Origin of the sequence: Micromonospora sp. H33 (genome assembly GCF_052068455.1) — a bacterium.
In the GTDB taxonomy this organism is placed as follows: domain Bacteria; phylum Actinomycetota; class Actinomycetes; order Mycobacteriales; family Micromonosporaceae; genus Micromonospora.
The window spans coordinates 19314-40944 of record NZ_JBQHDE010000011.1 but is presented as its reverse complement, the minus strand read 5'-3'; the positions used below and the strand labels follow the sequence as shown (position 1 = coordinate 40944).

General features: G+C 75.0%; 25 protein-coding genes. 12 read left to right on the top strand and 13 right to left on the bottom strand.

Annotated features, from left to right (window positions below; translation table 11 throughout):
* Positions 1-54 precede the first annotated feature (54 nt).
* Both ACTMS0_RS21810 and ACTMS0_RS21805 read left to right on the top strand, forming a co-directional pair.
* On the top strand, positions 55-924 hold the full coding sequence (locus ACTMS0_RS21810; protein ID WP_441157101.1) for a DUF72 domain-containing protein: 870 nt from the start codon (positions 55-57) through the stop codon (positions 922-924).
* 298 nt (positions 925-1222) lie between these two features.
* Positions 1223-1654 (top strand): DUF2267 domain-containing protein, encoded by a 432-nt coding sequence (locus tag ACTMS0_RS21805; RefSeq protein WP_441157100.1) that lies wholly within the window; start codon positions 1223-1225, stop codon positions 1652-1654.
* Between the two features lie 114 nt (positions 1655-1768).
* On the opposite strand, the gene ACTMS0_RS21800 is transcribed toward ACTMS0_RS21805, so the two are convergent.
* Both ACTMS0_RS21800 and ACTMS0_RS21795 read right to left on the bottom strand, forming a co-directional pair.
* Positions 1769-2503, bottom strand: coding sequence for a DUF72 domain-containing protein (locus ACTMS0_RS21800; protein WP_441157099.1), 735 nt, complete (start codon positions 2501-2503; stop codon positions 1769-1771).
* A gap of 8 nt (positions 2504-2511) precedes the next feature.
* On the bottom strand, positions 2512-3264 hold the full coding sequence (locus ACTMS0_RS21795; RefSeq protein WP_441157098.1) for a PIG-L deacetylase family protein: 753 nt from the start codon (positions 3262-3264) through the stop codon (positions 2512-2514).
* A 205-nt stretch (positions 3265-3469) separates the two neighbouring features.
* Here ACTMS0_RS21795 and ACTMS0_RS21790 point away from each other — a divergent pair, with 205 nt between their 5' ends.
* Together ACTMS0_RS21790 and ACTMS0_RS21785 are read left to right on the top strand one after the other, a co-directional pair.
* Positions 3470-3748, top strand: coding sequence for a hypothetical protein (locus ACTMS0_RS21790; protein ID WP_441157097.1), 279 nt, complete (start codon positions 3470-3472; stop codon positions 3746-3748).
* A 10-nt stretch (positions 3749-3758) separates the two neighbouring features.
* Positions 3759-5048, top strand: coding sequence for a cupin domain-containing protein (locus tag ACTMS0_RS21785; RefSeq protein ID WP_441157096.1), 1290 nt, complete (start codon positions 3759-3761; stop codon positions 5046-5048).
* A gap of 7 nt (positions 5049-5055) precedes the next feature.
* Here ACTMS0_RS21785 and ACTMS0_RS21780 read toward each other — a convergent pair whose 3' ends face one another.
* From ACTMS0_RS21780 to ACTMS0_RS21760, 5 genes are all read right to left on the bottom strand, one after another.
* The gene (locus ACTMS0_RS21780; RefSeq protein WP_441157095.1) at positions 5056-5715 is read right to left on the bottom strand and encodes a hypothetical protein; all 660 of its coding nucleotides are present in this window, start codon (positions 5713-5715) and stop codon (positions 5056-5058) included.
* On the bottom strand, positions 5712-8387 hold the full coding sequence (locus ACTMS0_RS21775; RefSeq protein WP_441157094.1) for an FtsK/SpoIIIE domain-containing protein: 2676 nt from the start codon (positions 8385-8387) through the stop codon (positions 5712-5714). Before ACTMS0_RS21775 ends, ACTMS0_RS21780 begins: the two co-directional genes overlap by 4 nt.
* Positions 8380-9504 (bottom strand): hypothetical protein, encoded by a 1125-nt coding sequence (locus ACTMS0_RS21770; RefSeq protein ID WP_441157093.1) that lies wholly within the window; start codon positions 9502-9504, stop codon positions 8380-8382. Before ACTMS0_RS21770 ends, ACTMS0_RS21775 begins: the two co-directional genes overlap by 8 nt.
* Positions 9505-9512: 8 nt before the next feature.
* Positions 9513-9773, bottom strand: a complete 261-nt coding sequence (locus ACTMS0_RS21765) for a hypothetical protein (RefSeq protein WP_168002926.1) — start codon at positions 9771-9773, stop codon at positions 9513-9515.
* A 124-nt stretch (positions 9774-9897) separates the two neighbouring features.
* Entirely contained in the window at positions 9898-10302 is a 405-nt protein-coding gene (locus ACTMS0_RS21760) for a hypothetical protein (RefSeq protein WP_441157092.1), read from the bottom strand.
* Between the two features lie 128 nt (positions 10303-10430).
* Here ACTMS0_RS21760 and ACTMS0_RS21755 point away from each other — a divergent pair, with 128 nt between their 5' ends.
* Genes ACTMS0_RS21755 through ACTMS0_RS21745 form a run of 3 tightly spaced genes read left to right on the top strand, consistent with a single transcriptional unit; the run spans position 10431 to position 13511 of the window.
* Complete coding sequence (locus ACTMS0_RS21755; protein WP_441157091.1) at positions 10431-12983, top strand: ATP-dependent Clp protease ATP-binding subunit; 2553 nt, start codon at positions 10431-10433, stop codon at positions 12981-12983.
* A 13-nt stretch (positions 12984-12996) separates the two neighbouring features.
* Positions 12997-13161 (top strand): hypothetical protein, encoded by a 165-nt coding sequence (locus ACTMS0_RS21750; protein ID WP_441157090.1) that lies wholly within the window; start codon positions 12997-12999, stop codon positions 13159-13161.
* Positions 13161-13511, top strand: coding sequence for a DUF3140 domain-containing protein (locus ACTMS0_RS21745; RefSeq protein ID WP_441157089.1), 351 nt, complete (start codon positions 13161-13163; stop codon positions 13509-13511). Before ACTMS0_RS21750 ends, ACTMS0_RS21745 begins: the two co-directional genes overlap by 1 nt.
* Positions 13512-13554: 43 nt before the next feature.
* On the opposite strand, the gene ACTMS0_RS21740 is transcribed toward ACTMS0_RS21745, so the two are convergent.
* The 3 genes from ACTMS0_RS21740 to ACTMS0_RS21730 form a co-directional block, all read right to left on the bottom strand.
* Complete coding sequence (locus ACTMS0_RS21740; protein WP_441157088.1) at positions 13555-13797, bottom strand: hypothetical protein; 243 nt, start codon at positions 13795-13797, stop codon at positions 13555-13557.
* Positions 13798-13816: 19 nt separating this feature from the next.
* A complete protein-coding gene (locus tag ACTMS0_RS21735; RefSeq protein WP_441157087.1) occupies positions 13817-14815 on the bottom strand; it encodes a LysR substrate-binding domain-containing protein in 999 nt (332 codons plus the stop codon).
* A 77-nt stretch (positions 14816-14892) separates the two neighbouring features.
* Positions 14893-15501 (bottom strand): hemerythrin domain-containing protein, encoded by a 609-nt coding sequence (locus tag ACTMS0_RS21730; RefSeq protein WP_441157086.1) that lies wholly within the window; start codon positions 15499-15501, stop codon positions 14893-14895.
* A 169-nt stretch (positions 15502-15670) separates the two neighbouring features.
* Here ACTMS0_RS21730 and ACTMS0_RS21725 point away from each other — a divergent pair, with 169 nt between their 5' ends.
* Positions 15671-16999: a M20/M25/M40 family metallo-hydrolase gene (locus ACTMS0_RS21725; RefSeq protein ID WP_441157085.1), complete on the top strand. Its 1329-nt coding sequence runs from the start codon at positions 15671-15673 to the stop codon at positions 16997-16999.
* 54 nt (positions 17000-17053) lie between these two features.
* Positions 17054-17710, top strand: a complete 657-nt coding sequence (locus ACTMS0_RS21720) for a hypothetical protein (RefSeq protein WP_441157084.1) — start codon at positions 17054-17056, stop codon at positions 17708-17710.
* A gap of 81 nt (positions 17711-17791) precedes the next feature.
* Here ACTMS0_RS21720 and ACTMS0_RS21715 read toward each other — a convergent pair whose 3' ends face one another.
* From ACTMS0_RS21715 to ACTMS0_RS21705, 3 genes are all read right to left on the bottom strand, one after another.
* Positions 17792-17983, bottom strand: coding sequence for a DUF5703 family protein (locus ACTMS0_RS21715; RefSeq protein WP_130400850.1), 192 nt, complete (start codon positions 17981-17983; stop codon positions 17792-17794).
* Positions 17984-18072: 89 nt separating this feature from the next.
* Positions 18073-18777, bottom strand: a complete 705-nt coding sequence (locus ACTMS0_RS21710; protein ID WP_441157083.1) for an SseB family protein — start codon at positions 18775-18777, stop codon at positions 18073-18075.
* Positions 18774-19196 (bottom strand): YbaB/EbfC family nucleoid-associated protein, encoded by a 423-nt coding sequence (locus ACTMS0_RS21705; RefSeq protein ID WP_441157082.1) that lies wholly within the window; start codon positions 19194-19196, stop codon positions 18774-18776. Before ACTMS0_RS21705 ends, ACTMS0_RS21710 begins: the two co-directional genes overlap by 4 nt.
* A 95-nt stretch (positions 19197-19291) precedes the next feature.
* On the opposite strand from ACTMS0_RS21705, the gene ACTMS0_RS21700 reads away from it, so the two are divergent.
* Genes ACTMS0_RS21700 through ACTMS0_RS21690 form a run of 3 tightly spaced genes read left to right on the top strand, consistent with a single transcriptional unit; the run spans position 19292 to position 21613 of the window.
* Positions 19292-19621: a hypothetical protein gene (locus ACTMS0_RS21700; RefSeq protein ID WP_441157081.1), complete on the top strand. Its 330-nt coding sequence runs from the start codon at positions 19292-19294 to the stop codon at positions 19619-19621.
* A complete protein-coding gene (locus ACTMS0_RS21695; RefSeq protein WP_441157080.1) occupies positions 19618-20679 on the top strand; it encodes a WXG100 family type VII secretion target in 1062 nt (353 codons plus the stop codon). Before ACTMS0_RS21700 ends, ACTMS0_RS21695 begins: the two co-directional genes overlap by 4 nt.
* Before the next feature lie 22 nt (positions 20680-20701).
* The gene (locus ACTMS0_RS21690; protein WP_441157079.1) at positions 20702-21613 is read left to right on the top strand and encodes a hypothetical protein; all 912 of its coding nucleotides are present in this window, start codon (positions 20702-20704) and stop codon (positions 21611-21613) included.
* Positions 21614-21631 lie beyond the last annotated feature (18 nt).

Here is a 21631-nt window from a genome sequence, read left to right as displayed (position 1 = left end):
GTGAAAGAGGCCTTACCGGTTGCCGGTCGGTCCGGGGCGCGGTGGACTCCACCCATGGGCGACATCAAGGTGGGCACCGCCTCCTGGACCGACCGTACGCTGCTCGACTCGGGGTGGTATCCGCAGACCGCGGACACACCCGAGAAGCGCCTGGCGTACTACGCCCGGCAGTTCCCGCTGGTCGAGGTGGACGCCACCTACTACTCGCCGCCCGCCGAGCGCACCGCCCGGCTGTGGGCCGAGCGCACCCCGGCCGGTTTCACCTTCAACGTCAAGGCGTTCAGCCTGCTCACCGGCCACCCGACCAAGGTCAGCTCGCTCTACAAGGACCTGCGGCCGGAGACGGAGAAGCGGAACGTCTACCCGGACGACCTCACGCCGCAGGCGTACGAGGAGGTCTGGACCCGCTTCCTCAGCGCGCTGGACCCGCTGGTCGAGGCGGGCAAGCTCGGCGCGCTGCTCTTCCAGTTCCCGTCCTGGTTCACCATCAAGCGGGACAACAAGCAGTACTTGCGGGAGGTGGCGGCGCGCTGCGCGCCGCTGCGGCCGGTCTTCGAGTTCCGGCACGCCTCCTGGTTCGACGGGGCCAACGCCGACGAGACCCTCGCCTTCCTGCGCCAGCACCGGCTGCCGTTCGTGTGCGTGGACATGCCGCAGGGGCACCGCTCGTCGGTGCCCCCGGTGCTCGCCGCCACCGCGGACCTCGCGGTGGTGCGCTTCCACGGGCACAGCGACAAGTGGACCAGCACGGACATCCACGAGAAGTTCGGCTACCGCTACTCCGACCGGGAGTTGAAGGACTGGGCGCCGAAGCTGCGCGAGCTGGCCGACCAGACCGGGCAGACGCACGTCCTCATGAACAACTGCTATCGGGATTATGCGCAGACCAACGCCGCCACGCTCGCGAAGCTCCTCGACGTGTGACGGTTCTCATCCTCACCGGGTGATCCGGCCTCACCCCCTCCGTCGGCAGCATGGGGGGTGCCTCGTGGTCGTCGGCATGGGCGACCGCGCATCCGACACGGAGGTGGCGTCATGACCACACGGGTGGTGGCGGACCGGCGACGTGGGGCCGTGCTGCACGTGGTCGGTGGGACCGGGGACACCCGGCGTCCGCCGCGTAGCGGCCGGGTCAGCCCGGTCCGGCAGTGGCGCGGCCCGGTGGGGCCGCCGCGGCGGGACGACGACCGACGGTGGGAAACCGATGTACGGGGGTGGAGAGATGCCTGAGCAGCTGCAATCGGCGGTTGACGCCTCGATGCAGAAGACCAACCTGATCCTCAAGGACATCGAAGAGGCCTACGGCTGGCCGAAGTCACAACGCCACCAGTCCTACTGCGCGCTGCGTACGGTGCTGCACCTGCTGCGCGACCGGATGCCGGTGCAGGAGAGCGTGGAGTTCGCCGCGCAGTTGCCGGTGGTGCTGCGGGGGATCTACTTCGACGGTTGGCGCCCGATGGACGTGCCGGTCAAGCTGAACCGGGACGACTTCCTCGTGGAGGTCCGGCGACAATTCACGTACGACATCAAGGGCAGCACCCAGAACCTGGTGCAGGTGGTGTTGAACGCCTTGCGCAATCACGTGACGACCCAGGGACAGTGGGATGACGTGAAGGACAACATGCCCAAGGACCTGGTCCGGACGCTTCCCTGACGGGTGCGTCCGACGGCTCGCTCCACCGGGTGGAGCGAGCCGTTCCGCGTCATTTTCTCCCAGGTCAGACCCCGACGTCCCGGGCACCGGCCTCCGCCGCCGAGGGAACGCGACTCACCCGTCGGCCCGCCCGCGCGGCCAGTGCGGCGAAGGCGACCGCGTCGACCACCGCCGCGCCACCGGGATCGTTGTTGAAGTAGACGTACAGGGCTTCGTCGTCTCCGAAGGTCTCGGCGAGCCGCCGCATCTAGGAGGCGAGGGCTGCGCGCCCGTAGCGGGGGTGCGGCCGGGCCCGCCCCTCGTGCAGCCGCAGGTAGCCGAAGTCGGTGGTGCGCCAGCGCGGCGCCACCGGCCGGCCCAGCCGGTCGGCCCACACCAGCGCCGCCCGCCGCCGTTCCAGCACCGCCCGGGTGGTGGCGTCCACCACGACGGGTGGCGTGGCTCGACGGCGACCCGCACGTCGGCGGGGAACCGGCGCAGCGTGGCGTCCAGCGTGTCCGGGTCGGCGGGCAGGTTGGGCGGCAGTTGCAGCAGCACCGGCCCTAGCCGGTCGCCGAGCGCGGTGGCCCGGCCCAGGAACCGGGCGACCGGCTCGGCCGGGTCCCGCAGTCGCTTGATGTGGGTGAGGTAGCGGCTCATCTTCACCGTCACGCAGAAGTCGTCCGGCGTCCGGGCCCGCCAGGCGGCGAAGGTGTCCCGCTCCGGTAGCCGGTAGAAGGCGTTGTTCACCTCCACGGTGGCGAACCGCGCGGCGAAGTGCTCCAGCCACAGCCGCTGCGGCAGCCTGTCCGGGTAGAACCGGCCCCGCCAGTCGCGGTACTGCCAGCCCGAGGTGCCGACCAGGATCATCGCCGCCCCTACCAGAGGTCGAAGCGGAACACCTCGAACGCTGCGCCGTAGCGGACGCCGAGGCGGGTGCCCACCGGTCGGCTCAGTCCCTCCAGGAACTCCTCGGCGTCGAAGCTGCCGTCGCCCAGCCCCGTCAGGTACGCGTCGTGCGCCCGCAGCGACGCGACCCCCTTCTCGAACGTGTCGGTCACGTCCACCCCGTGCGCGGCGAGGGGCGACGCGGCGGCCCACACCTGCCGTACGCCGTTCCACGGCTGCACCCCGTCGACCAGCTGCTCCGGGAAGACCCAGCGGTTGCCGGCGTCCCGAACGGCGTCCAGCACCGCCCGGCCGGTCGCGATGTGGTCGGCCTGGTTCAGCGCGTACGCGCCGTCCCAGGTGTCCCGGAAGTTCGTGGTGAGCACGATCTCTGGGCGGTGCCTGCGGACCACGCCCGCCAGCTCCCGGCGCAGCGGCACCCCGTACTCCAGGATCCCGTCGGGCAGCCCGAGGAACTCGACCGTGTCGACCCCGACCAGGGCGGCGGACTCCCGCTGCTCGGCCTCGCGGACCACCCGGGCGTGTTCCGGCGGCATCCCGTCGATGCCGGCCTCGCCGCTGGTCACCAGGCAGTAGGTGATCCGCTTGCCCTGGCCGGTCCAGCGGGCGACGGCGGCCGCCGCCCCGAACTCCAGGTCGTCCGGGTGGGCCACGATCGCCAGCGCCCGCTGCCACTGCTCGTCGAGCGGTTCCAGCGCCGGGACGTCGGTCAGGTCGGTCATCGGCAGCTCCTCGTCCGGTCCGTCCCATCCTGTCACCGTCGCCGGTCGCCCGCTGTCCGCCGGGAACGAGCCCCGGGTGCGAACCGCCCGTGCCGGACACTCCGGACGTCTACGGTGTGGTTAGAGGAGATCGGGCGTGGGGTACCACCCGCTGCACGACGATCCCCGGCGCGTACGGCGGGGCGGCACATCCGAGGGAGCACCCATGGCACTCAACGACGACGACATGACGACCACCGGCGGTGGCGGCCTCGAGGGCCCGGCCGACGGCGGTGCGACCCCGGGTCACCAGGACGGTGGCGCCGACGGTGGCGCCGACCGCGGTGCCGAGCGGGGCGCCGACCGGGGCGCCGAGGGTCCGGCCGACGGCGGCGCGACCCCGGGCCAGCAGGACGGCGGCGCCGACGGTGGCGCGGAGGGTCCGGCCGACGGTGGTGCCACCCCGGGCCAGCAGGACGGCGGCGCCGACGGCAGCGCCTCCTGAGCAGCACGACATGGCGCACCTCGACCCGCCGGGCGGCCACGGCCGCCCGGCGGTTCCGTCCACCGCCGCGCCAGGGCCCGGGCAGAAGTGCCGGGCACTGGCCCGCTGCGTCTCGGTCGAGCCGGCGAAGTTCGCCGCCGCCCACTGGGGACGCAGCCCGCTGCTGTCCCGCGCCGACGAACTGCCCAACCCGCACGGCTTCACCGACCTGCTCAGCCCCGCCGACGCCGACGAGCTGCTCAGCCGGCGCGGTCTGCGTAGCCCCTTCCTGCGGGTCGCCAAGGACGGCGCGCTGGTGCCGGCGGCGCGCTACACCGGCGGCGGCGGCGCGGGCGCCGAGATCGGCGACCAGGTCCTCGACGAGAAGGTCCTCGACCTGTACGCCGGCGGCGCCACCCTGGTGCTCCAGGGTCTGCACCGCACCTGGCCCGCCCTGATCGACTTCGCCGGCGACCTCGGCCTCGCCGTGGGGCAGCCGTTACAGGTCAACGCCTACCTGACGCCCGCCGGCAGCCAGGGCTTCGCCACCCACTACGACACGCACGACGTGTTCGTGCTCCAGGTCGACGGCCGCAAGCACTGGCGGATCCACCCGCCGGTGCTGCCCGATCCGCTGGAGAAGCAGCCGTGGGGCGGCCGGGCCGACGAGGTCTCCGCCACCGCCGACGGCGCCCCCGCGCTCGACGTGGTGCTCGCCCCCGGCGACGCGCTCTACCTGCCGCGGGGCTGGCTGCACAGCGCGCAGGCGCAGGAGTCCAGCTCGCTGCACCTGACCGTCGGCGTCCGCGCGTTGACCCGGTACGCGCTGGTCGAGGAGCTGCTCGCCCTCGCCGCCGAGGACCAGCGGATGCGGGCCACCCTGCCGTTCGGGACCGACGTGTCCGATCCGGACGCGATCGAACCGGAGCTGACCGAGACCGTCGAGGCGCTGCGGGACTGGCTGCTGCGGGCCGACCCGGCGGCGGTGGCCGGCCGGCTGCGGCAGCGGGCCTGGCCGGCCGCCCGGCCCGCCCCGATCCGCCCCCTCGCCCAGGCCGCCGCGCTCGCCGCGCTGGGCCCGGACAGCCGTGTCACCCCCCGTCCCGGCCTGCGCTGGCAGCTCAGCGCGGTCGGGGACAAGGTCGCGCTGCGGGTCTTCGACCGCACGATCACCCTCCCCGGGACCTGCGAGCCGGCCCTTCGGGCACTGCTGGCCGGCGAGGTCACCCGCGTCGGCGACCTGCCCGGCCTGGACGACGACGCCGACCGGGTGACACTCGCCCGCCGCCTGCTCCGCGAGGCGGTGGCCGTCCCCACCTAGCTACGGGTCACGGGGCCAGGGTCAGCAGCAGGACCGTCGTCACCAGGCCGGCGATCAGGACGATCGCCGCCGGGCGGGGGCCCAGCAGCGCGTGCCGGCGGTCGGCGAGCACCTTCGCCGGCACCAGGCCGGCCAGCGGCCCGAGCAGGGTGACGACCAGCGCCAGCACCGGCAGCCCGACCGCCAGGTCGCCGCCGTACCGGTCGCCCGCCGCCCGGGCCGCGGTGCCCAGGGCGTACGCCACCAGCGCGCCGGCCACCCCGCAGAGGGCGAGCAGCGGGTTCACCGAGCCCGGCAGCTCGCCGGGGTGCCCGGTGCGGGCCAGCAGGTCCCGGACCGCGGCCAGCAGCACCACCGGGTCGCCGGCGGCACCCGCGACCGGGCCCGGCGGCCCGCCCACCCGCCGCGCTGCCATCCGACCGCGCAACTCCTGCCACAGCACCGTGGCCTCGGCGTCGACCCGCTCCTGCAGCTCGCGCGCCGCCGCCAGTTCCCGTTCGGCCCGGCGTACCTGGTCCTCGGCGTCGGCCACCGCCCGGCGGGCGGCGGCGCACTGCTGGTCGTACCAGTCGTGCGCCTCGGCGCGCTGCGCCGACAGGCGCTCGGTCAGCTCGGCGAGCCGTCGTACCTGTGCGACGTACGACTCGCTCGTCACCGGTTCGTTCACTGCTCCGGCCCGTACGGGATGATCGTCTGACCGGTGCGGTGCACCGCCCGGTCGAAGAAGAGGCCCCGCCACGGGCGGGGATACCAGTCCGGCCCGCCGGTGCCCGGGTACAGCGAGGAGCCCAGCTCCCCGCCGTGCGTGTCCAGCGCCACCCAGGCTCCGATCTGGTCGGTGCGCGCGGCCGGCCCGCCCAGGTCGGCGCGCATCCGCGCCACGCCCCGCCACCAGGCCAGCACGTGCGTACGCCGTTCCGGCCCGTCGTGCAGGATGCGGCGCAGATGCTCCAGCCCGGTCCGTCCGCCGGTCCGGGTGGCGAGGGCGCCGGCGGCGGCGTCCACCGCGTACAGCAGCAGGTAGTGCGGGGTGCCGGCGGCGCCGGGGGCACCCAGCCCGGCGGCGGTCTCGGCCATCAGTTCGGTCACGCTCTCCTCGTCGTACCAGGCGGCGTCGTCGGCCAGGTCCTCGTAGAGGGCCCGGGCGGCGGGATCGGCGTCCGGGTCCAGGCAGGCGATGGAGAACCGCGCGGTCCCGGGGCGGTGCTGCCGGGCGAGGGAGCGGGCGGCGGCGTCCAGCACGGCGCAGGCCTCGTCGACGCGGGTGCCCAGCACGGCGAGGTTGCGGCCGGGCGCGCGGGGCAGCCGCAGCGCCGCCGAGCGGGCCTGCACGTCGATGATCTCGCCGAGCAGCGCCACCGGCGCCCGCAGCGTGCCGGTCTCCGGGGCGGACAGCGCCCGGAAGTCCGGCGCGTCGGCCAGCCGGGGGATCGCGTCGCCGTCGAACAGCCGCGCGGGCGCGGCGTCCGGCGGGCGCATCCGCCACAGCCGGTGCTGCAGCCCGCTCCAGGTCTCCCAGTCGCTCGCCGACGGGATGCGGGCGATCTCGTTGCCCTCGACCAGGCCCGACTCGGCGTTCACGACGGCGTGGTGGCGGGGCAGCGACTGCGCCGCGTCGTTGCGCTCGGCGAGGATCCGCAGCGCCTTCGGCAGGGCGATGCGCAGGGTGAACTGGGCGACCAGGGCGGGCCGCCCCCACAGCGCCTCGATGCCGCGGACGTCCTGCGAGGCGAGCACCAGGTGGATGCCCTGGGAACGGCCGCGCCGGGCCAGGTCCTCCAGCAGGTCGGCGGCCTCGCGGGCGACCGCGTCGCGGCCGGCCAGCAGCATCTGGAACTCGTCGACCACCGCGACGATCCGCGGCCAGTGCCCGGTCGGGTCGACCGCGCGCAGCTCGGCGAGCTTGGTGACCTCGTGCTTCTTCGCGGCGTCGGCGCGCCGGCGCAGCTCGTCGGCGAGGAAGCGCAGCAACGCGAGGCCGAACTCCCGGTCGGTGTTGACGTTGATGCCGACCAGCCGCATGTGCGGCAGCCAGCTCGGGTCGCGCCGGCCCTGCGCGAACCGGGCGAACGACACCCCCTCCTTGAAGTCCAGCAGGTAGAACTCCAGCTCGGCAGGGGAGTAGCGGGCGGCGAGCGCGCCGATCCAGGCGAAGATCAGGTTGGTCTTGCCGGTGCCGGACGGGCCGCCGATCAGGGCGTGCGGCGGGTAGTCGCCGAGGGTGAGCAGCACCGGCCGGCCGTGCGGGCCCTCGCCGATCGGCGCGGTCAGGGCGGTCGCCGAGTCCTCCCGCCACATCTCCTCCGGCGGCGGGAGCAGGTCGGTGAACGGCGTCGGCGCCGGGCCGGCGTTGACCCGGGAGGCCACGTCCCGGCAGGTCTCGGTGACCAGGCTCGCCGGGGGCGGCGGGTCGAGGTCGACCGGCGGGGCGCCCGCCAGGTAGGCACGGCCCGGCTGCACACGGATCCGGGTCACCGTGGGGTCGTCCGGCAGCGCCAGACCGCGCACCACCAGGTGTACGCCGCACGCCGCGCCGGTGCGGACCACCCGGTCGAGCTGGCCGCGCTCGTGCCGGGACGGCTCCTCCCCGCCGAGCAGCACCGCCACCCGCCACGGCTCGGGCCGGCGGCCGGTGGCGGCGGCCAGCTCCCGCAGCGAGGCGTGCTCACCGGCGAGCACCGTCGAGTTGATCCGGCGGATGTGCTCGACGAGCTCGTCGAGCAGCCGGCCCAGCCCGCCCGGGCCGGCGGACGTCAGCAGCCCCGCGGTGCCCAGCGGGGCGAAGCCGGCCAGGCCACCGCCCAGGTGCTCCGGGTCGTACCCGGTCAGCCGGACCGCGCCCGGGTCGGCGCGGCCGACCGCGCGCAGCAGCAGCGCCGACACCACCGCCTCGCTCGCCGCGCGGTCGTCCCCGGTCAGCTCGACGTGACCCGCGTCGAGCAGCGGCACCAGCGCGGGCACGGGATCCGCGGCGGGCACGGCGAGCGTGCCCACGCGCAGCGCGCCCGGCGGCTCCGCCCGGCCGGCGGGGGCCGGCCGCCACCGCGCCCACTCGGCGGACGCGGCACCGGGCGCCTCCCGCCGCGCCGCGTCGGCCGCCCGGCGGCTCAGCTCGGCGATCCGGGCGGCGTGCCGGCCGTCGATCTCGGTGAGGCGGCGGTCCCGCTCCGCGCCGACCCGCTCCGGCACGGCCGCCGCGGCCCGCTTGACCCGCGCCAGCCAGTCCCGCTCGGCGGCCAGCTCCGCCTGCGCCGCGGCGACCCGGCTCCGGGTGGCGCCGAGGGCCTCGCCGAGCGTCCGCCGGACCCGGGCGGCGAGCTGCGCCCGCCGGTCAGCCATCGGCGTCCCGCCGGGTCGGCGTACGCCACGCCGGGGTCCCCGCCGGGCCGGGACGGCCGACCGACGGTGGCGCGGTCCGCCGTACGTCGCCGGCGCGCTGCTGCGCGGCCGCGACCCGCGCCCGGGCGGCCGCCGCCTGCTCCCGGGCCGCCGCGGCGCGGCGCTCCCACTCGGCGTCGGCCGCCCGCGCGCGCTCCCCGGCGGCCCGCCGCCGGTCGTCCGCCTCCGCCTGGCCGGCCCGCGCGTCCTCGGCCCGGCGCTCCCGCTCGTCGGCGGTCGGCAGCTCGCGGCCGAGCCGGTCCAGCAGGACACCGGCGAGCACCCCGGCGGTGACCGCCGGGTCGGCCGCGTGCGGCTGCTCGCCGTCGCCGCGGCGCGGCGGGGGCATCCGGCAGACCCGGGTCAGCAGGGTGTCCAGCACCGGCGCCGGCAGGCCCGGCAGCAGGTCGCGGACCCGACCGTCCAGCTCACGGCGCAGCCGGGGCAGATCCTCGGCGCGCGGCGGGTGCCCGAGCAGCTCACCGGCCAGCTCGCGCAGCAGCGGCGGCGCCACCGCCGCCATGCCCAGGCCCACGTCGGCGTGCGCGCGGCCCAGCTCGGCCCGCAGCCGGTCCCGGTCGCCCGAGCGCACCTCGCGGACCACGCGGCGCAGCAGGTCACCCGGGTCGCCGACCGTCCCGTCCGGACGGTCCGCCGACGCCGCGCCACCGCCGGTCAGCTCCGCCACCCGCACCGCCCACCAGCGCGGCGCGGGCGCGTCGGCCGCCAGCTCGGGGGCGACCACCAGCGGCGGCGCCGCGCCGGGCGCGTCGTGCCTCGGCCGCCGCTGCTCCGGCTCCGTCCGGGGGGCGGGCGCGCCGTCGGGGGACAGCCCGATCGCCGCCAGGTACGCGGACAGCTGCTCCTGGGCGACGCGCAGGGCGTACCCGGCCGTCTCGGCGTGCTCGATCGCGCTGGACAGCTCCGGGACGCCCATCGGGTCGGCCGACTCCTGGCGTACCCAGCGCAGCCGCTCGGCGGCCAGCCCGAACCGTTCGAGGGCCTGGGAGAGCTGACCCAGCGGCAGGTCATCGGCGACGGCGCGCACCTGGGCGCCGAGATCCTCGACGATGGACACGGCGGCGCTCAGAGGGTCGCGACGTACAGCTGCGCCTGCTCGACCGCGACGAGCGTCGCGGCGAGGCACTCCTCCAACTCCTGGCCGGCCTGCGTCAGCGAGGCCTGCGCGGCCTCGACCGTCTCGTGCCCGCTGCCCTCCAGCGCGCCGGCCAGGGTCTGCTGCGCCTCGGCCAGCTTCTCACCGGCCGCCTGCACGGCACTCTGGCCGTCGCCGATCTGTTGGAGCGCGACATCGATGGCTGCCTTGAGCTCGGCGACGCTCGCCACGGCGGAACCTCCTGGGGGCGGGGAGGTCTCCATTAGAGCCTATCGGCAGCGGGGAGAGAACATCCGCCCTGTCAGTGTTCCTTCCCTACTGACCGGTTGCCGCCCGGAAGCTCCGGGAGTCCGATTAACGGGACTCCCGGGAGCGGGTGTCCCGGTCGGTCAGCCACCGCGGGCCGTGCACCTCCGCACCCTGCTCCGCGACGCGTTCGCGCAGCTCACGGTCGGCGGTGACGACCAGTCGGCGGCGCTGCGGGGCGGCCGCGACCAGGTCGACCACCGCGTCGTCGCCGGAGCCGTCGGCCGCCACCACGCGGACCCCCGGCACGGAGGGCACGCCCCGGGCCGCCCCCTCGACCACCAGCACCACCTCCGCCGGCGGCGGCAGCTCCGGCAGGACACCGGAGGTGGCCAGCGGAACGAGGCTGTCCCGCAGCCGGGCGGTGGCCCCGGCCCGGTCCCGCCACCACCCGTTCGGCCGGGATCCGACCACGTTGGCGGCGTCCACGATCAGCAGCGGCGTCTCGTCCATGCCGCCAGCCTGCCACCCGGCGGCACCGCCACCGCGCACCCCCGGCGTGGCACCCGGCGGAGTTTGTCCCGGCGACCGCCGGGTAGCCCCTGGCGACCGTGCCGCGCCCGAGCCAGCGGAGGACAGAGATGATGGGACCCGGTGACTTCGGCTCCGACCCCTGGGACGAGTTCCTGGCCCGGTACTTCGGCCGGGGCGAGGCTGGGCGCCGGCCCGCACACCGGGTCGACATCACCCGGCTGATGACCGCCGACGCCCGGGAGATGCTCGCCGACGCCGCCCGGCGGGCGGCCCAGAAGCGCAGCAACGACCTGGACACCGACCACCTGCTCTGGGCCGCCCTGCAACGCGAGTCGCTGCGCGATCTGGTCCGGAGGGCCGGCGCCGACCCGGACACCCTGCTCAACGCACTCGGCGGGCGCGGGGACGGGGCGCCCGGCGGCGAGGTCCCGGCCAACCTCTCGCTCACCCCCGCCGCCAAGCGGGCACTGCTGGACGCCCACCAGCTCTCCCGCGCCATGGGCGCCAACTACATCGGTCCCGAGCACATCCTGATGGCGTTGCCGCTGAACCCGGAGTCGCCGGCCGGGCGGATGCTCGCCGCCGGCCGGATCCAGCCCGAGTCGCTCCAGGCGGCCAACGCCGAACGCGGACCGATGGCCGGTCCGCGGCCCGACCGGGGCACCCCGACCCTCGACCAGTACGGCCAGGACCTCACCGAGCTCGCCCGCAACGACCAGATCGACCCGGTGATCGGGCGCGCCGACGAGATCGAGCAGGCGGTGGAGATCCTCTCCCGGCGGACCAAGAACAACCCGGTGCTGATCGGCGAGGCCGGCGTCGGCAAGACCGCGATCGTGGAGGGCCTCGCCGAGCGCATCTGCGACGGCGACGTGCCGCAGACCCTGCTCGGCAAGCGGGTGATCCAGCTCGACCTCCCCGGCCTGGTCGCCGGCACCCGGTACCGGGGCGACTTCGAGGAGCGGCTGAAGAAGGTCATCGACGAGATCCGCGCGCACCGCGAGGAGCTCATCGTCTTCCTGGACGAGATCCACACCCTGGTCGGGGCGGGCGGCGCCGGCAGCGAGGGCGGCATGGACGCGTCCAACATGCTCAAGCCGGCGCTGGCCCGCGGCGAGCTGCGCGTGATCGGCGCGACCACGCTGGACGAGTACCGGCGCAGCATCGAGAAGGACGCCGCGCTGGCCCGCCGCTTCCAGCCGGTCTTCGTGCCCGAGCCGACCGTCGAGGACACCGTGGCCATCCTGCGCGGCCTGCGCGACCGCTACGAGGCCCACCACCAGGTCCGCTTCACCGACGAGGCCCTGGTGGCCGCCGCCGAACTGTCCGACCGGTACATCACCGACCGCTTCCTGCCCGACAAGGCCATCGACCTCATCGACCAGGCCGGCGCCCGGGTTCGCCTGCGCACCCGCACACCGGCCGCCGACGTGCGGGAGCTGGAGCAGCAGCTCGACGAGGTACGCCGGGACAAGGAGCAGGCCGTCACCGACGAGCAGTACGAGAAGGCGTCCACGCTGCGCGACCGGATCGCCGAGCTGGAGCAGCAGATCCGCCGCGCGCGCGGCGACGAGGGGGAATCCAACCAGGTGCCGGAGGTCGGACCGAAGGAGATCGCCGAGGTGGTGTCCCGGGCCACCGGCATCCCGGTCAACCAGCTGACCGAGGAGGAGCGGGACCGGCTGCTGCGGCTGGAGGGCCTCCTGCACGAGAAGGTGGTCGGTCAGGAGGACGCGGTCACCGCCGTCGCCGAGGCGGTGCGCCGCTCCCGGACCGGCCTGGCCGACCCGAACCGGCCGATGGGCAGCTTCCTGTTCCTCGGCCCCACCGGCGTCGGCAAGACGGAACTGGCGCGGGCGCTGGCCGAGGCGCTGTTCGGGGAGGCCGACCGGATGGTCCGGGTCGACATGAGCGAGTTCCAGGAGCGGCACACGGTCAGCCGGCTCGTCGGCGCGCCGCCCGGCTACGTCGGGTACGAGGAGGCCGGGCAGTTGACCGAGGCGGTGCGCCGCCGCCCGTACGCGGTGGTGCTGCTCGACGAGATCGAGAAGGCGCACCAGGACGTGTTCAACATCCTGCTCCAGGTGCTCGACGACGGGCGGCTCACCGACAGCCAGGGCCGTACGGTGAACTTCAAGAACACCGTACTGATCATGACCAGCAACCTCGGCTCGGAGCTGATCACCGGCGCGCAGCGGGCGGTCGGCTTCGGCGCCGGCGAGCCGGGCGGCGGGGAGAGCGACGACCTGCGGGAGCGGCTCATGCGCCGGCTCCAGGAGAACTTCCGCCCGGAGTTCCTCAACCGCATCGACGAGGTCATCATCTTCCGCCGGCTGGAGGCCGCGCAGCTGCGCCAGATCACCGGGCTGCTGCTGGAGGAGACCCGCCGGCGGCTGCACGCGCAGGACATCCAGTTGGAGTTCACCACCGCCGGCATCGACTGGTTGGCCGAGCACGGCTACCAGCCGGAGTTCGGCGCCCGGCCGCTGCGCCGGGTCATCCAGCGCGAGGTGGACAACCGGCTCTCCCGGATGCTGCTGGAGAACGAGATCTCGCCGGGCCAGAAGGTCACGGTGGACGCCCGCGACGGGCAGCTCACCTTCGACGTCACCGCGGGCGAGCGCGGCTACACCGCCGCCGCGACCTCGCACCCCCGATGAGCCGGAGGCGGAGATGACCGAACCGGAGGAGAGCCGGGAAGACACCGAACCGACCGAACCGATCGTGGCGCCGCCCACGGCCAACCCCGCGCGCGTGCAGGTGCCGCCGGAGGGCCTGGGCCCGCAGACCGACGAGCCGGACCCGGCGGCGTCCGACCACCGGGGGAAGGAGGGCTGATGGTAAGCGAGCAGCGGGTCGAACCCGAGGTGGAGGAGCTCTGGGAGGCCTTCCACGAGCAGGTGAACATGCCGTCCGAACAGCTGCGGCAGTGGCTGCTCATCCGGGGCTCCGGCGAGGAGGCGTTCGGGCCGGACCCGGACCTCGACCTGCCCGAGCCCGGCCGGCACATCCTGCGCATCCTGGGCAAGCGCAAGGTGGACCTCAGTCCGGACGACATCCAGACGATGCGCGACACCCTCGACCTGATCCAGGATCTGATGGACGCCAAGCCGCCGCGCGGCAACGCCGACGACGAGTGGCGCCACTCCCTGCTGGACCTCGGGCACGACGTCCTCGTGGAGCGCTGAGCCGGTACGGCGGCGCCCGGGTGACCGGGCGCCGCCGTCGTGCTCAGCCCTGGTCCGACTCCAGGCTGGCGATCGTCAGGCCGGCGGCGTCCGTCGCCGCGTCCCGGTCGGCGCGGGTCTCCTGCTCGCGGGTGAGCAGGTTGGCGTACTCGGTGACGTCGGCCGGGCTCGGCACCTCGGGCAGGCGGCGCAGGAACGCCTCCACGTCGCTGGTGGCGGCGGTGTGCGCGGCGGCCGCCTGCCGCAGGATCTCGCGGTCGTCGGCGGCGGGGTACAGGTCGGTCATGCCCGTCTGATACCCGACGTCAGGCCGTTCGCACCCCCGCGACCGGTCCGGCGGCCGCCGGACCCCGCGTCCCGAAGCCGGGGTTGCGCAGCAGCCAGGCCAGATAGGCCGGGTGCGCCGCCAGCGAGTCGGTGTACGCGGCCAGCGCCGTCTCCAGCACCAGGTCGGCGACGAGGGCCGCGGGGGCGTCGGGGTGCCAGCCGAGCATCAGCCGCCACCGCAGCGGAATCCTGGCCAGCCGCCGGGTCACCAGGCCGGCCACCGGGCGGAAGGTGGCCTGGCACAGCGCGATCGCCTCGCCCGCGTCCACCAGGTCCAGGCAGCCGCGCACGTCCGCCTCGTACACCTTCCGCGGGGTGAACCCGGCGCGGGCGCAGGCGGCGGCGAAACAGTCGCCGAAGCAGCCGTCGCCCGGCGCGGCCACCCACTGCTCGTCCCGCAGGTCCTCCAGGCGGATCTCGTCCCGGTCGGCCAGGGGATGCGTCTCCGGCAGCAGCACGTGCACCGGATCGATCGACACCTCCCGCCAGCACAGCCCGAACTCGCCGGACGGGGCGGAGTCACCGCAGACGCCGGTGAGCGCGAAGTCCAGTCGGCCGCCGGCGACGAGCTGGGCCAGCTCGTCCACCGACCACGAGGCGTACGTGGTGATCTGCGCGTGCGGCTGCTCGGCGGCGAGCCGGTGCACCAGCCGGCCGAGGATGGGGCTGTTGACCCCGCCGAACCGGTACCGGCGCGGCGCGTCCCCGGCGCCGGCCAGCCGGGCCGCCTCGTCCTGCAGGCCCTTCATCGCCGGCAGCAGCACCCGGGCCCGGGCGAGCACCAGCTCGCCCAGCGCGGTGGGGCGGGCGCCGCGCCGGTCGCGCTCGAACAGCGGCCCACCCAGGGTGCGTTCGATGCGCTGGAGCTGGGCGGTGAGCGCCGGCTGTGCCAGGCCGAGCGTCGAGGCCGCCTTGGTCACGCTGCCCGTCTCGGCGATCGCGCAGACCACCCGGAGGTGGCGGAGCTCCAGGTTCATAGACAGACGGTAGGGCGGTGCGGCGGCCGGGGGAAGGGTTCGGACGGATCAACGATTTGCGATGTGTGCAGGACCACTCACTCGCGCGTCGGCTCCGCCAGGTCGCCCAGGTACGTGGGCCGTCCGGTCACCGCGTCGCGCAGCTTGTCGACGACGCCGACGGCCGGCTCGACGATCCGGTTCCACGGCGGGGTGGCCGGGGTGCCCGGATGGGGCCGCGTCGGCGCCGCCTCCTCGGCGATCTCCAGGCGGTTGCCCAGCCGGATCAGCTCCTCGGTGGTGGCCACCTCCCGCAGGCCCCGCACCAGCGCGCCCACCTCCTCGACGTGCCGGCGTACCCGCCCGGCGACGTCGGCGAGCCGGTCGGCGGTCATCGCCTTGAGCGCGGTGAGCAGCGCGGCGTCCCCCTCGATCACCCGGTCGACCCGCTCGGTGTCCTCCGGGCGGGCGGCCCGGACGGCCGGCAGCAGGTACTGCTCCTCGGCGGACAGGTGCCGCGACAGCGCGGCGGTGAGCACCTCCAGACCGCCCTCGGGGGCCGGCTCCAGGTCGGGGTCGGTCAGCCGCCGCACCAGCTCGCACAGCTGCCGGTGTTCGGTGTCGACGATGTCGGCGATGCTGCGCCCGCCGGGCCGGTAGTGCTCGTCCTCGCCGGTGGGCGGCAGCGGGGGCAGGGGAACGGTCATGGGGCCCTCCTTCGGGCGGCGGGCGAAGCACGGGGATGCCGTCGCCGACCGCCGGTACCCGAGCGCGGTGATCGTGAAACCGCCCGCCCCGTCCGGGCGGGCCGGTCCGGCCCGGCGTGGCCGGCCGCCCCCGGGACGACCGGCCCAGGTCGTGCGGTATGAAGAACCGATGACGAGCGACGCCGCCTCCGCCCACCCCTCGCCCACCGACGAGGTCGTCGACCTCTGTCGGGACCTGCTGCGCATCGACACCACCAACACCGGCGACAACGCCACCAGCGCCGGCGAGCGCCGCGCGGCCGAGTACGTGGCGGAGAAGCTCGCCGAGGTCGGCGTGGAGTCGGTGCTCCACGAGTCGGCCCCCGGCCGGGCGAACGTGGTCGCCCGCATCCCCGGCGCCGACCCGGGCCGCCCCGCCCTGCTCGTGCACGGCCACCTGGACGTGGTGCCCGCCGACGCCGACGAGTGGTCGGTGCACCCGTTCTCCGGTGAGCTGCGCGACGGCTACCTGTGGGGCCGCGGCGCGATCGACATGAAGGACTTCGACGCGATGGTGCTCGCCGTGGTGCGGCACTGGCAGCGCACCGGCGTCCGCCCGCCCCGGGACATCGTGCTCGCGTACACCGCCGACGAGGAGGCCGGCAGCGACTACGGCGCGCACTTCCTGGTGGAGCGGCATCCGGACCTCTTCGACGGCTGCACCGAGGCGATCGGCGAGGTCGGGGGCTTCTCGTACACGGTGGACGACAGCCGGCGGCTCTACCTGATCGAAACCGCCCAGAAGGGCATCGACTGGCTGCGCCTGCACGCGAAGGGCCGCCCCGGCCACGGCTCGATGGTGCACGACGACAATGCCGTCACGGCGCTCGCCGAGGCCGTCGCCCGCGTGGGTCGGCACCGCTTCCCGGTGGTGGTCACCGACACGGTGCGGGCGTTCCTGGAGCAGGTGTCGGAGGTGCTCGGCATCGAGCTGGACCCGGACGACCCGGAAACCGCCATCGCCAAGCTCGGCCCGATCGCCAACATCATCGGGGCGACCATCCGCAACACCGCCAACCCGACCCGGCTCGCCGCCGGGTACAAGGACAACGTGATCCCCGGGCGGGCCACCGCCACCATCGACTGCCGCAGCCTGCCCGGCCAGTCGGAGCTGCTGGAGCGGCAGCTGCGCGAGCTGGTCGGGCCGGACATCGCCATCGAGTACGTCCAGCGCCAGCCGGCGCTGGAGACCACCTTCGACGGCGACCTGGTCGAGGCGATGTCCGCCGCGCTGCGCGCCGAGGACCCGGGTGCCCGGCCGGTGCCGTACATGCTCTCCGGCGGCACCGACGCGAAGGCGTTCTCCCAGCTCGGGATCCGCTGCTTCGGTTTCGCGCCGCTGCGGCTGCCGGCCGACCTGAACTTCTCCGCGCTGTTCCACGGCATCGACGAGCGGGTTCCGGTGGACGGACTACAGTTCGGCGTGCGGGTTCTCGACCGGTTCCTCCGCAACTGCTGACCCGCGCCCGATTCCCGGCGCGGTATCTCCCCGAACATCGAAGGGACGCCACACATGACCGACCAGCACGGTGAGCTGGACGCCGCCCTCGAACGCGTCATCGAAGCGGCCCGCCACCACCTGGCCGCCGTACGCGCCGCGCAGGGCCGCATCGACGACGACGACGTCTGGCAGGCGTACGTGGCGTTGAACAACGCGTCGTACGCCTACGACGAGCAAATGATGGACGCCTTCGGCGAGGTCACCCCCTGGGACGTGGAGTCGATCGACCCGAACGAGGCCGACCAGCGTTTCGGCGGCCTCGAGGCGGTCGAGGCGACCGACCCGCACCCCCAGGTCATCTCGGTGCGCCAGCGGCGCGACTACCGGGTGCCGAGCGTCTCGGCGCTCATCCGCGCCGCCGAGGCGGCCCGCCGTGCCGGCACTCCCGCCGAGGACGAGCCCGCGCCCGTCGAGGGCGTCGGCGAGGCCGTGCTGGAGCTGCTGCAGAGCGGGGACGGTTCGCTCGCCGCGCTGGACGTCCCGGAGCTGGAGCCGCTCGACGGCGTCGTGATGGTCAGCGAGGTGGCCGCCCCGGTCGACCTGGAGTCCTTCGACGACGACGACCCGGTCGGCCCGTTCCAGCCGGCCCCCGACGACCGCCTCGTCGGCCGGCTCGACGAGCACCCGTTCCTCGAGCTCGAGGACGAGGAGCACGACCACGCCCACTGACCGGGCGACCGGCCAGGCGGCGACGCCCCGGGGCCCGACCGAGCGGTGCGGGCCCCGGGCGCGGCGGGGCGGGTGGGCCCCTCAGTACGACAGGCCCGGCTGCGGCTGGTTGATCCGCCGACGGCGCAGCACCACCTGCCGCGTACCGTCCCGGAACAGCCGCACCCGGGCCAATTCCCATCCGGAGAACTCCGCCTGGATCGCCAGCTGCGCCGCGGCGGTCAACCGGTCGACATTCGGCGGCAACCGCAGCGGCGCGTACTCGTAGTCCATGGGATCTATGCTGCCCAGCCCGGCGGTCCGGCGCCACCCCCCGGCGGGTGACCCGCGCCGCTGTGTCCGGCGGACCGCCGCACCCGCCGCTACGCGGTCGGGACGTTCGCCGCCAGCAGCGCGGTCAGGGCCGGCGCGGCCAGCGCGAGGGCCGTCGGCCCGCCGGCGTCCACCGCCAGCCCCCACCGCCCGTCCGGCCAGTCGGCGAGCAGCTCGGCACCGGGTACGGCCACGAACGGCACCCCCGAACCGGCGAACGCGGTCAGCGCGTCCGGCGAGGTGAACACCGGCAGCAGCGGCGCCCCGCCGGGGTCGGTGACGACCGCCCAGGGGAAGCCCCGCTCCGGGGACGGCTCCGCCGTCAGCGGCACGCACACCACCGCCCCGGCGAGCACCGCCAGGTAGCCGGCCAGGTCCCGGCGTCCGGCGGCCTCCGCCAGGCGCTCCCGGACCGCCCCGTCCGACGCTGGCGGTGTCACCCGGCACGAGAGCTCACCCGGGTCATCGGTCAGCACCGCCGCCGCGGTCCGCACCGCGAAGTCGCTCCACCACCGCAGCGCGGGCGGGGTGCGCGGCGTCTCGAACCACCAGCCGCCGCCGGTACCGGGCGCCTGCCAGCCGAGACCGGCCAGCCGACCCGCGTCGTACCCCGGGCACACCCCGCGGACGGTGTCCCGTCGCACCATCAGGTGCAGCCGGCGGTCGCCGGCGGCCAGGTCCAGGTCGGTGTCCCGGTCGCACCGGCTCAGCGTGTCGTGCAGCCCGGCGACCAGGTCGGGCCAGCCCGACGTCATGCCGGCGGCCCCGGCAGCCGGCCATCCAGGCGGCCGAGCCGGTCGATGGCCTCCTCCAGGCGGCGGCCCTGCGCGGAGAAGTCGCCGGGCTCGCCGAAGAGGTCGCCGAGACCTGCGCCGAGCGTCGCCTCCAGGCCCTCGGTCCGGTCGGTGAGCCGCTCCGCCGCCGCCAACCGGGCCTGCCGGTACGCGGCGAGCACCATCGCCGCCAGCTCCTCCGTGCCGGCGCGGAGCGCGGCGGGTGCGAAGGTCAGGCCGGTCAGCTCGCCAGCGGCGTCCACAGTGGCCGTGACCAGGCCGGAGTCGTCCATGGCGGTGCCGCTGAGCTCGGCGAGATCCTCCTGGAGCCCGGCGAAGCGGCGTTGGATGTCGGCGATCCGTCCGGCGAGCGCGTCGAACGCGGACAGCGGGTCACTCATGCGAAACCTTCCCCTGTGCGGCGCCGGGCGGGGTGGCGACCGACGGCGGCGTGATCGTATCGTCGGAGCGCCCGCAACGGGTGGGGGAGGAACGCATGGCGGACATCGACGTCGACGTGCACGCGGTACGACGGTTGGAGGCGGCAGCGAAACGGGTGGCCGCGTCGCTCGGCGCGCTGGAGAGCCGCGTCGTGTCCGCGGGCGACCTGCCCGACGACGCGTTCGGCCACCTGCCGTTCGCCAGCGACATCCTCCGCGCGAAGTACGCCGAGCAGGTCAGCGGGGGAATGGAGCTGTTCCGCTCCGGCCGGGACGCGTTCGAGCGGGTCGGCACCGCCCTGGGCGCGACGGCGGAGACGTACGAGCGCAACGAGCAGGACATCGACGCGGGCTTCCGCGCGATCGGCAGCGGGATGGCCCGGTGAGCGGGCCCGCCGGCACCGCCGTCGAGCTGTGGAACGGCCTCGACAACGCTCTGTCCGGGGTGGACCGCGCGGTGGACAGCGTCTGCCGCACCCTCGCCTGGCCGCTGATCCAGCTCGTCGACCTCGTCGACGGTGAGCCGGCCGCGCTGCGCGCCAAGGCCACCGAGTGGGACGCGCTCGCCGCCGAGGTGCGCGAGCTGGCGATGAGCCACCGCGGTGTCCGCGAGGCCGAGCAGGCCGGCTGGCGCTCGCCGGCGGGCGAGGCGTACGGCACGCGGCTGGCCGAGGTGGAGCAGCAGCTGCTGGACGTGGCCGAGCAGTTCGCCGCCACGGCGGAGTACCTGCGCGGCACGGCCGACGCCCTGCAGACCGTGCACGACGTGCTGGTCGACATCTGCGTCGAGTTCGTCAACTTCCTGCTCGTCACGCTGGTGACCGCGCTGCTGATGGCGCCGTTCACCGCCGGCGCGTCCTGGGCGGCCGGCCTGGCCCTCGGGGTCACCCGGGGCATGATCGCCCTCGCCCGGATGCTCAAGGTGATCCGGCCCCTGGCCGCGCACCTGCAGAAGGTCATCAAGCTGCTGCAACGGGTCCTCTACCACCTGCGCAAGCTGCGCAACCACCTGGACAAGCTGGTCGACAAGCAGAAGGCGCTGCGCACCGGCCTGAAGTACGCCGACAAGCGGCGCCTCGCCGGCGAGGCCGACAAGTGGTTCCACAAGTACCTCGACCCGACGAAGGGCACCTGGAAGCTCGGCAAGTCCGGGTCGCCGTTCGACATGAGCACCTTCGAGCGCCTCGGCGCGCTGCGGGCGCACGGCCTCAGCGACGGGGCGCGGATGATCGGCCGGGACTTGGCCACCAACCTGCCGTGGAACGTCCCGAACTCGGTGGTGCACGGCGTCACCTGGGGCAGCGTCGCCGTGGTCAGCGGCCTCTCGGTACCGGGCACTGAGCAGGTCGGCGACCAGATCGACGAGGCGGTGCGGGACGGCGCGGACTGGATCGACCAGAATGTGTTCGGGCAGCCGCCCGCGACGCAACCGGCCGGCCGGTGAGGGCCGATCGAGGAGGTACGGCGTGACCGGAGCACGAGGTCGACTCGGTCGGCTGACCGACGCGGTGCTCGGTGGCGCCCGGGCCGCCCGGGACAAGGCCCGCGAGCTGCGCGACGAGTTCCGCACCAGCGACGAACCGGAACGAGCCCTGGTCGCCCCGCTCGTGCCCGACCAGGAGCTCCGCTACGTCGGCCTGGCGCCGGTGCGCACGCCGGAGACGCACCGGGCAGGCAGCCAGCTCGCCGACCGGGTCGGCGCCGAGGTCGCCGAGGCTCTCGATCCCCGTGCCCTGTTCGGGCTGCTCAACATCGTCAACCCGGTGGCCTGGGTGGAGGCGGTGCTGGCGCCGGTCCGGATCGCCGCCGGTTTCCTGCTGCTGCCGGGCAAGGCCGCCGCCGTCGCCGCCGGGCTGCCCGAGAGCGCCGGTGACCGGCCGGAGCGTCCCGCCCCGCCGCAGGCCGCCGAGCCGCGCGAGCCCCTGCCGCTGACCCCCGAGCAGGAGGCCTTCCGCACGCTGTTCCGGCTCAGCCGCTACCGTCCGCTGGCCGACCAGCTCGCCGAGATCGCCTACCGCCGGCGGTACGTCTTCAGCGGCGACCTCGCGACCCTCGCCGGCAGCCTGCTGCTGTTCCTGGAGCGCTACACCGGCACTCCGCTCGCGGTGACCGACACCCACCTGCTCCTGCTGCGGATGGGCCGCCGGCCCGACGAGGGCCGGCCGGACCGCCGCCGGCCGCAGGTGCTGTGGAGCGTCGAGCGGCACCGGATCGCCCGCATCGACTCCGAGGGCGGCGCCCGGCTCATGCAGTTCCCGTCGACCATCGTCTTCGACGACGGGTCGTGGATCCGCATCGTCAACCCGGCGACCCGGGACGACCAGTCGCGCTTCCTCGCCGCCGTCCACGACATCCCCGGTGAGCGTCCGACGCCCTGACCCGCGGCAGGGCAGCCA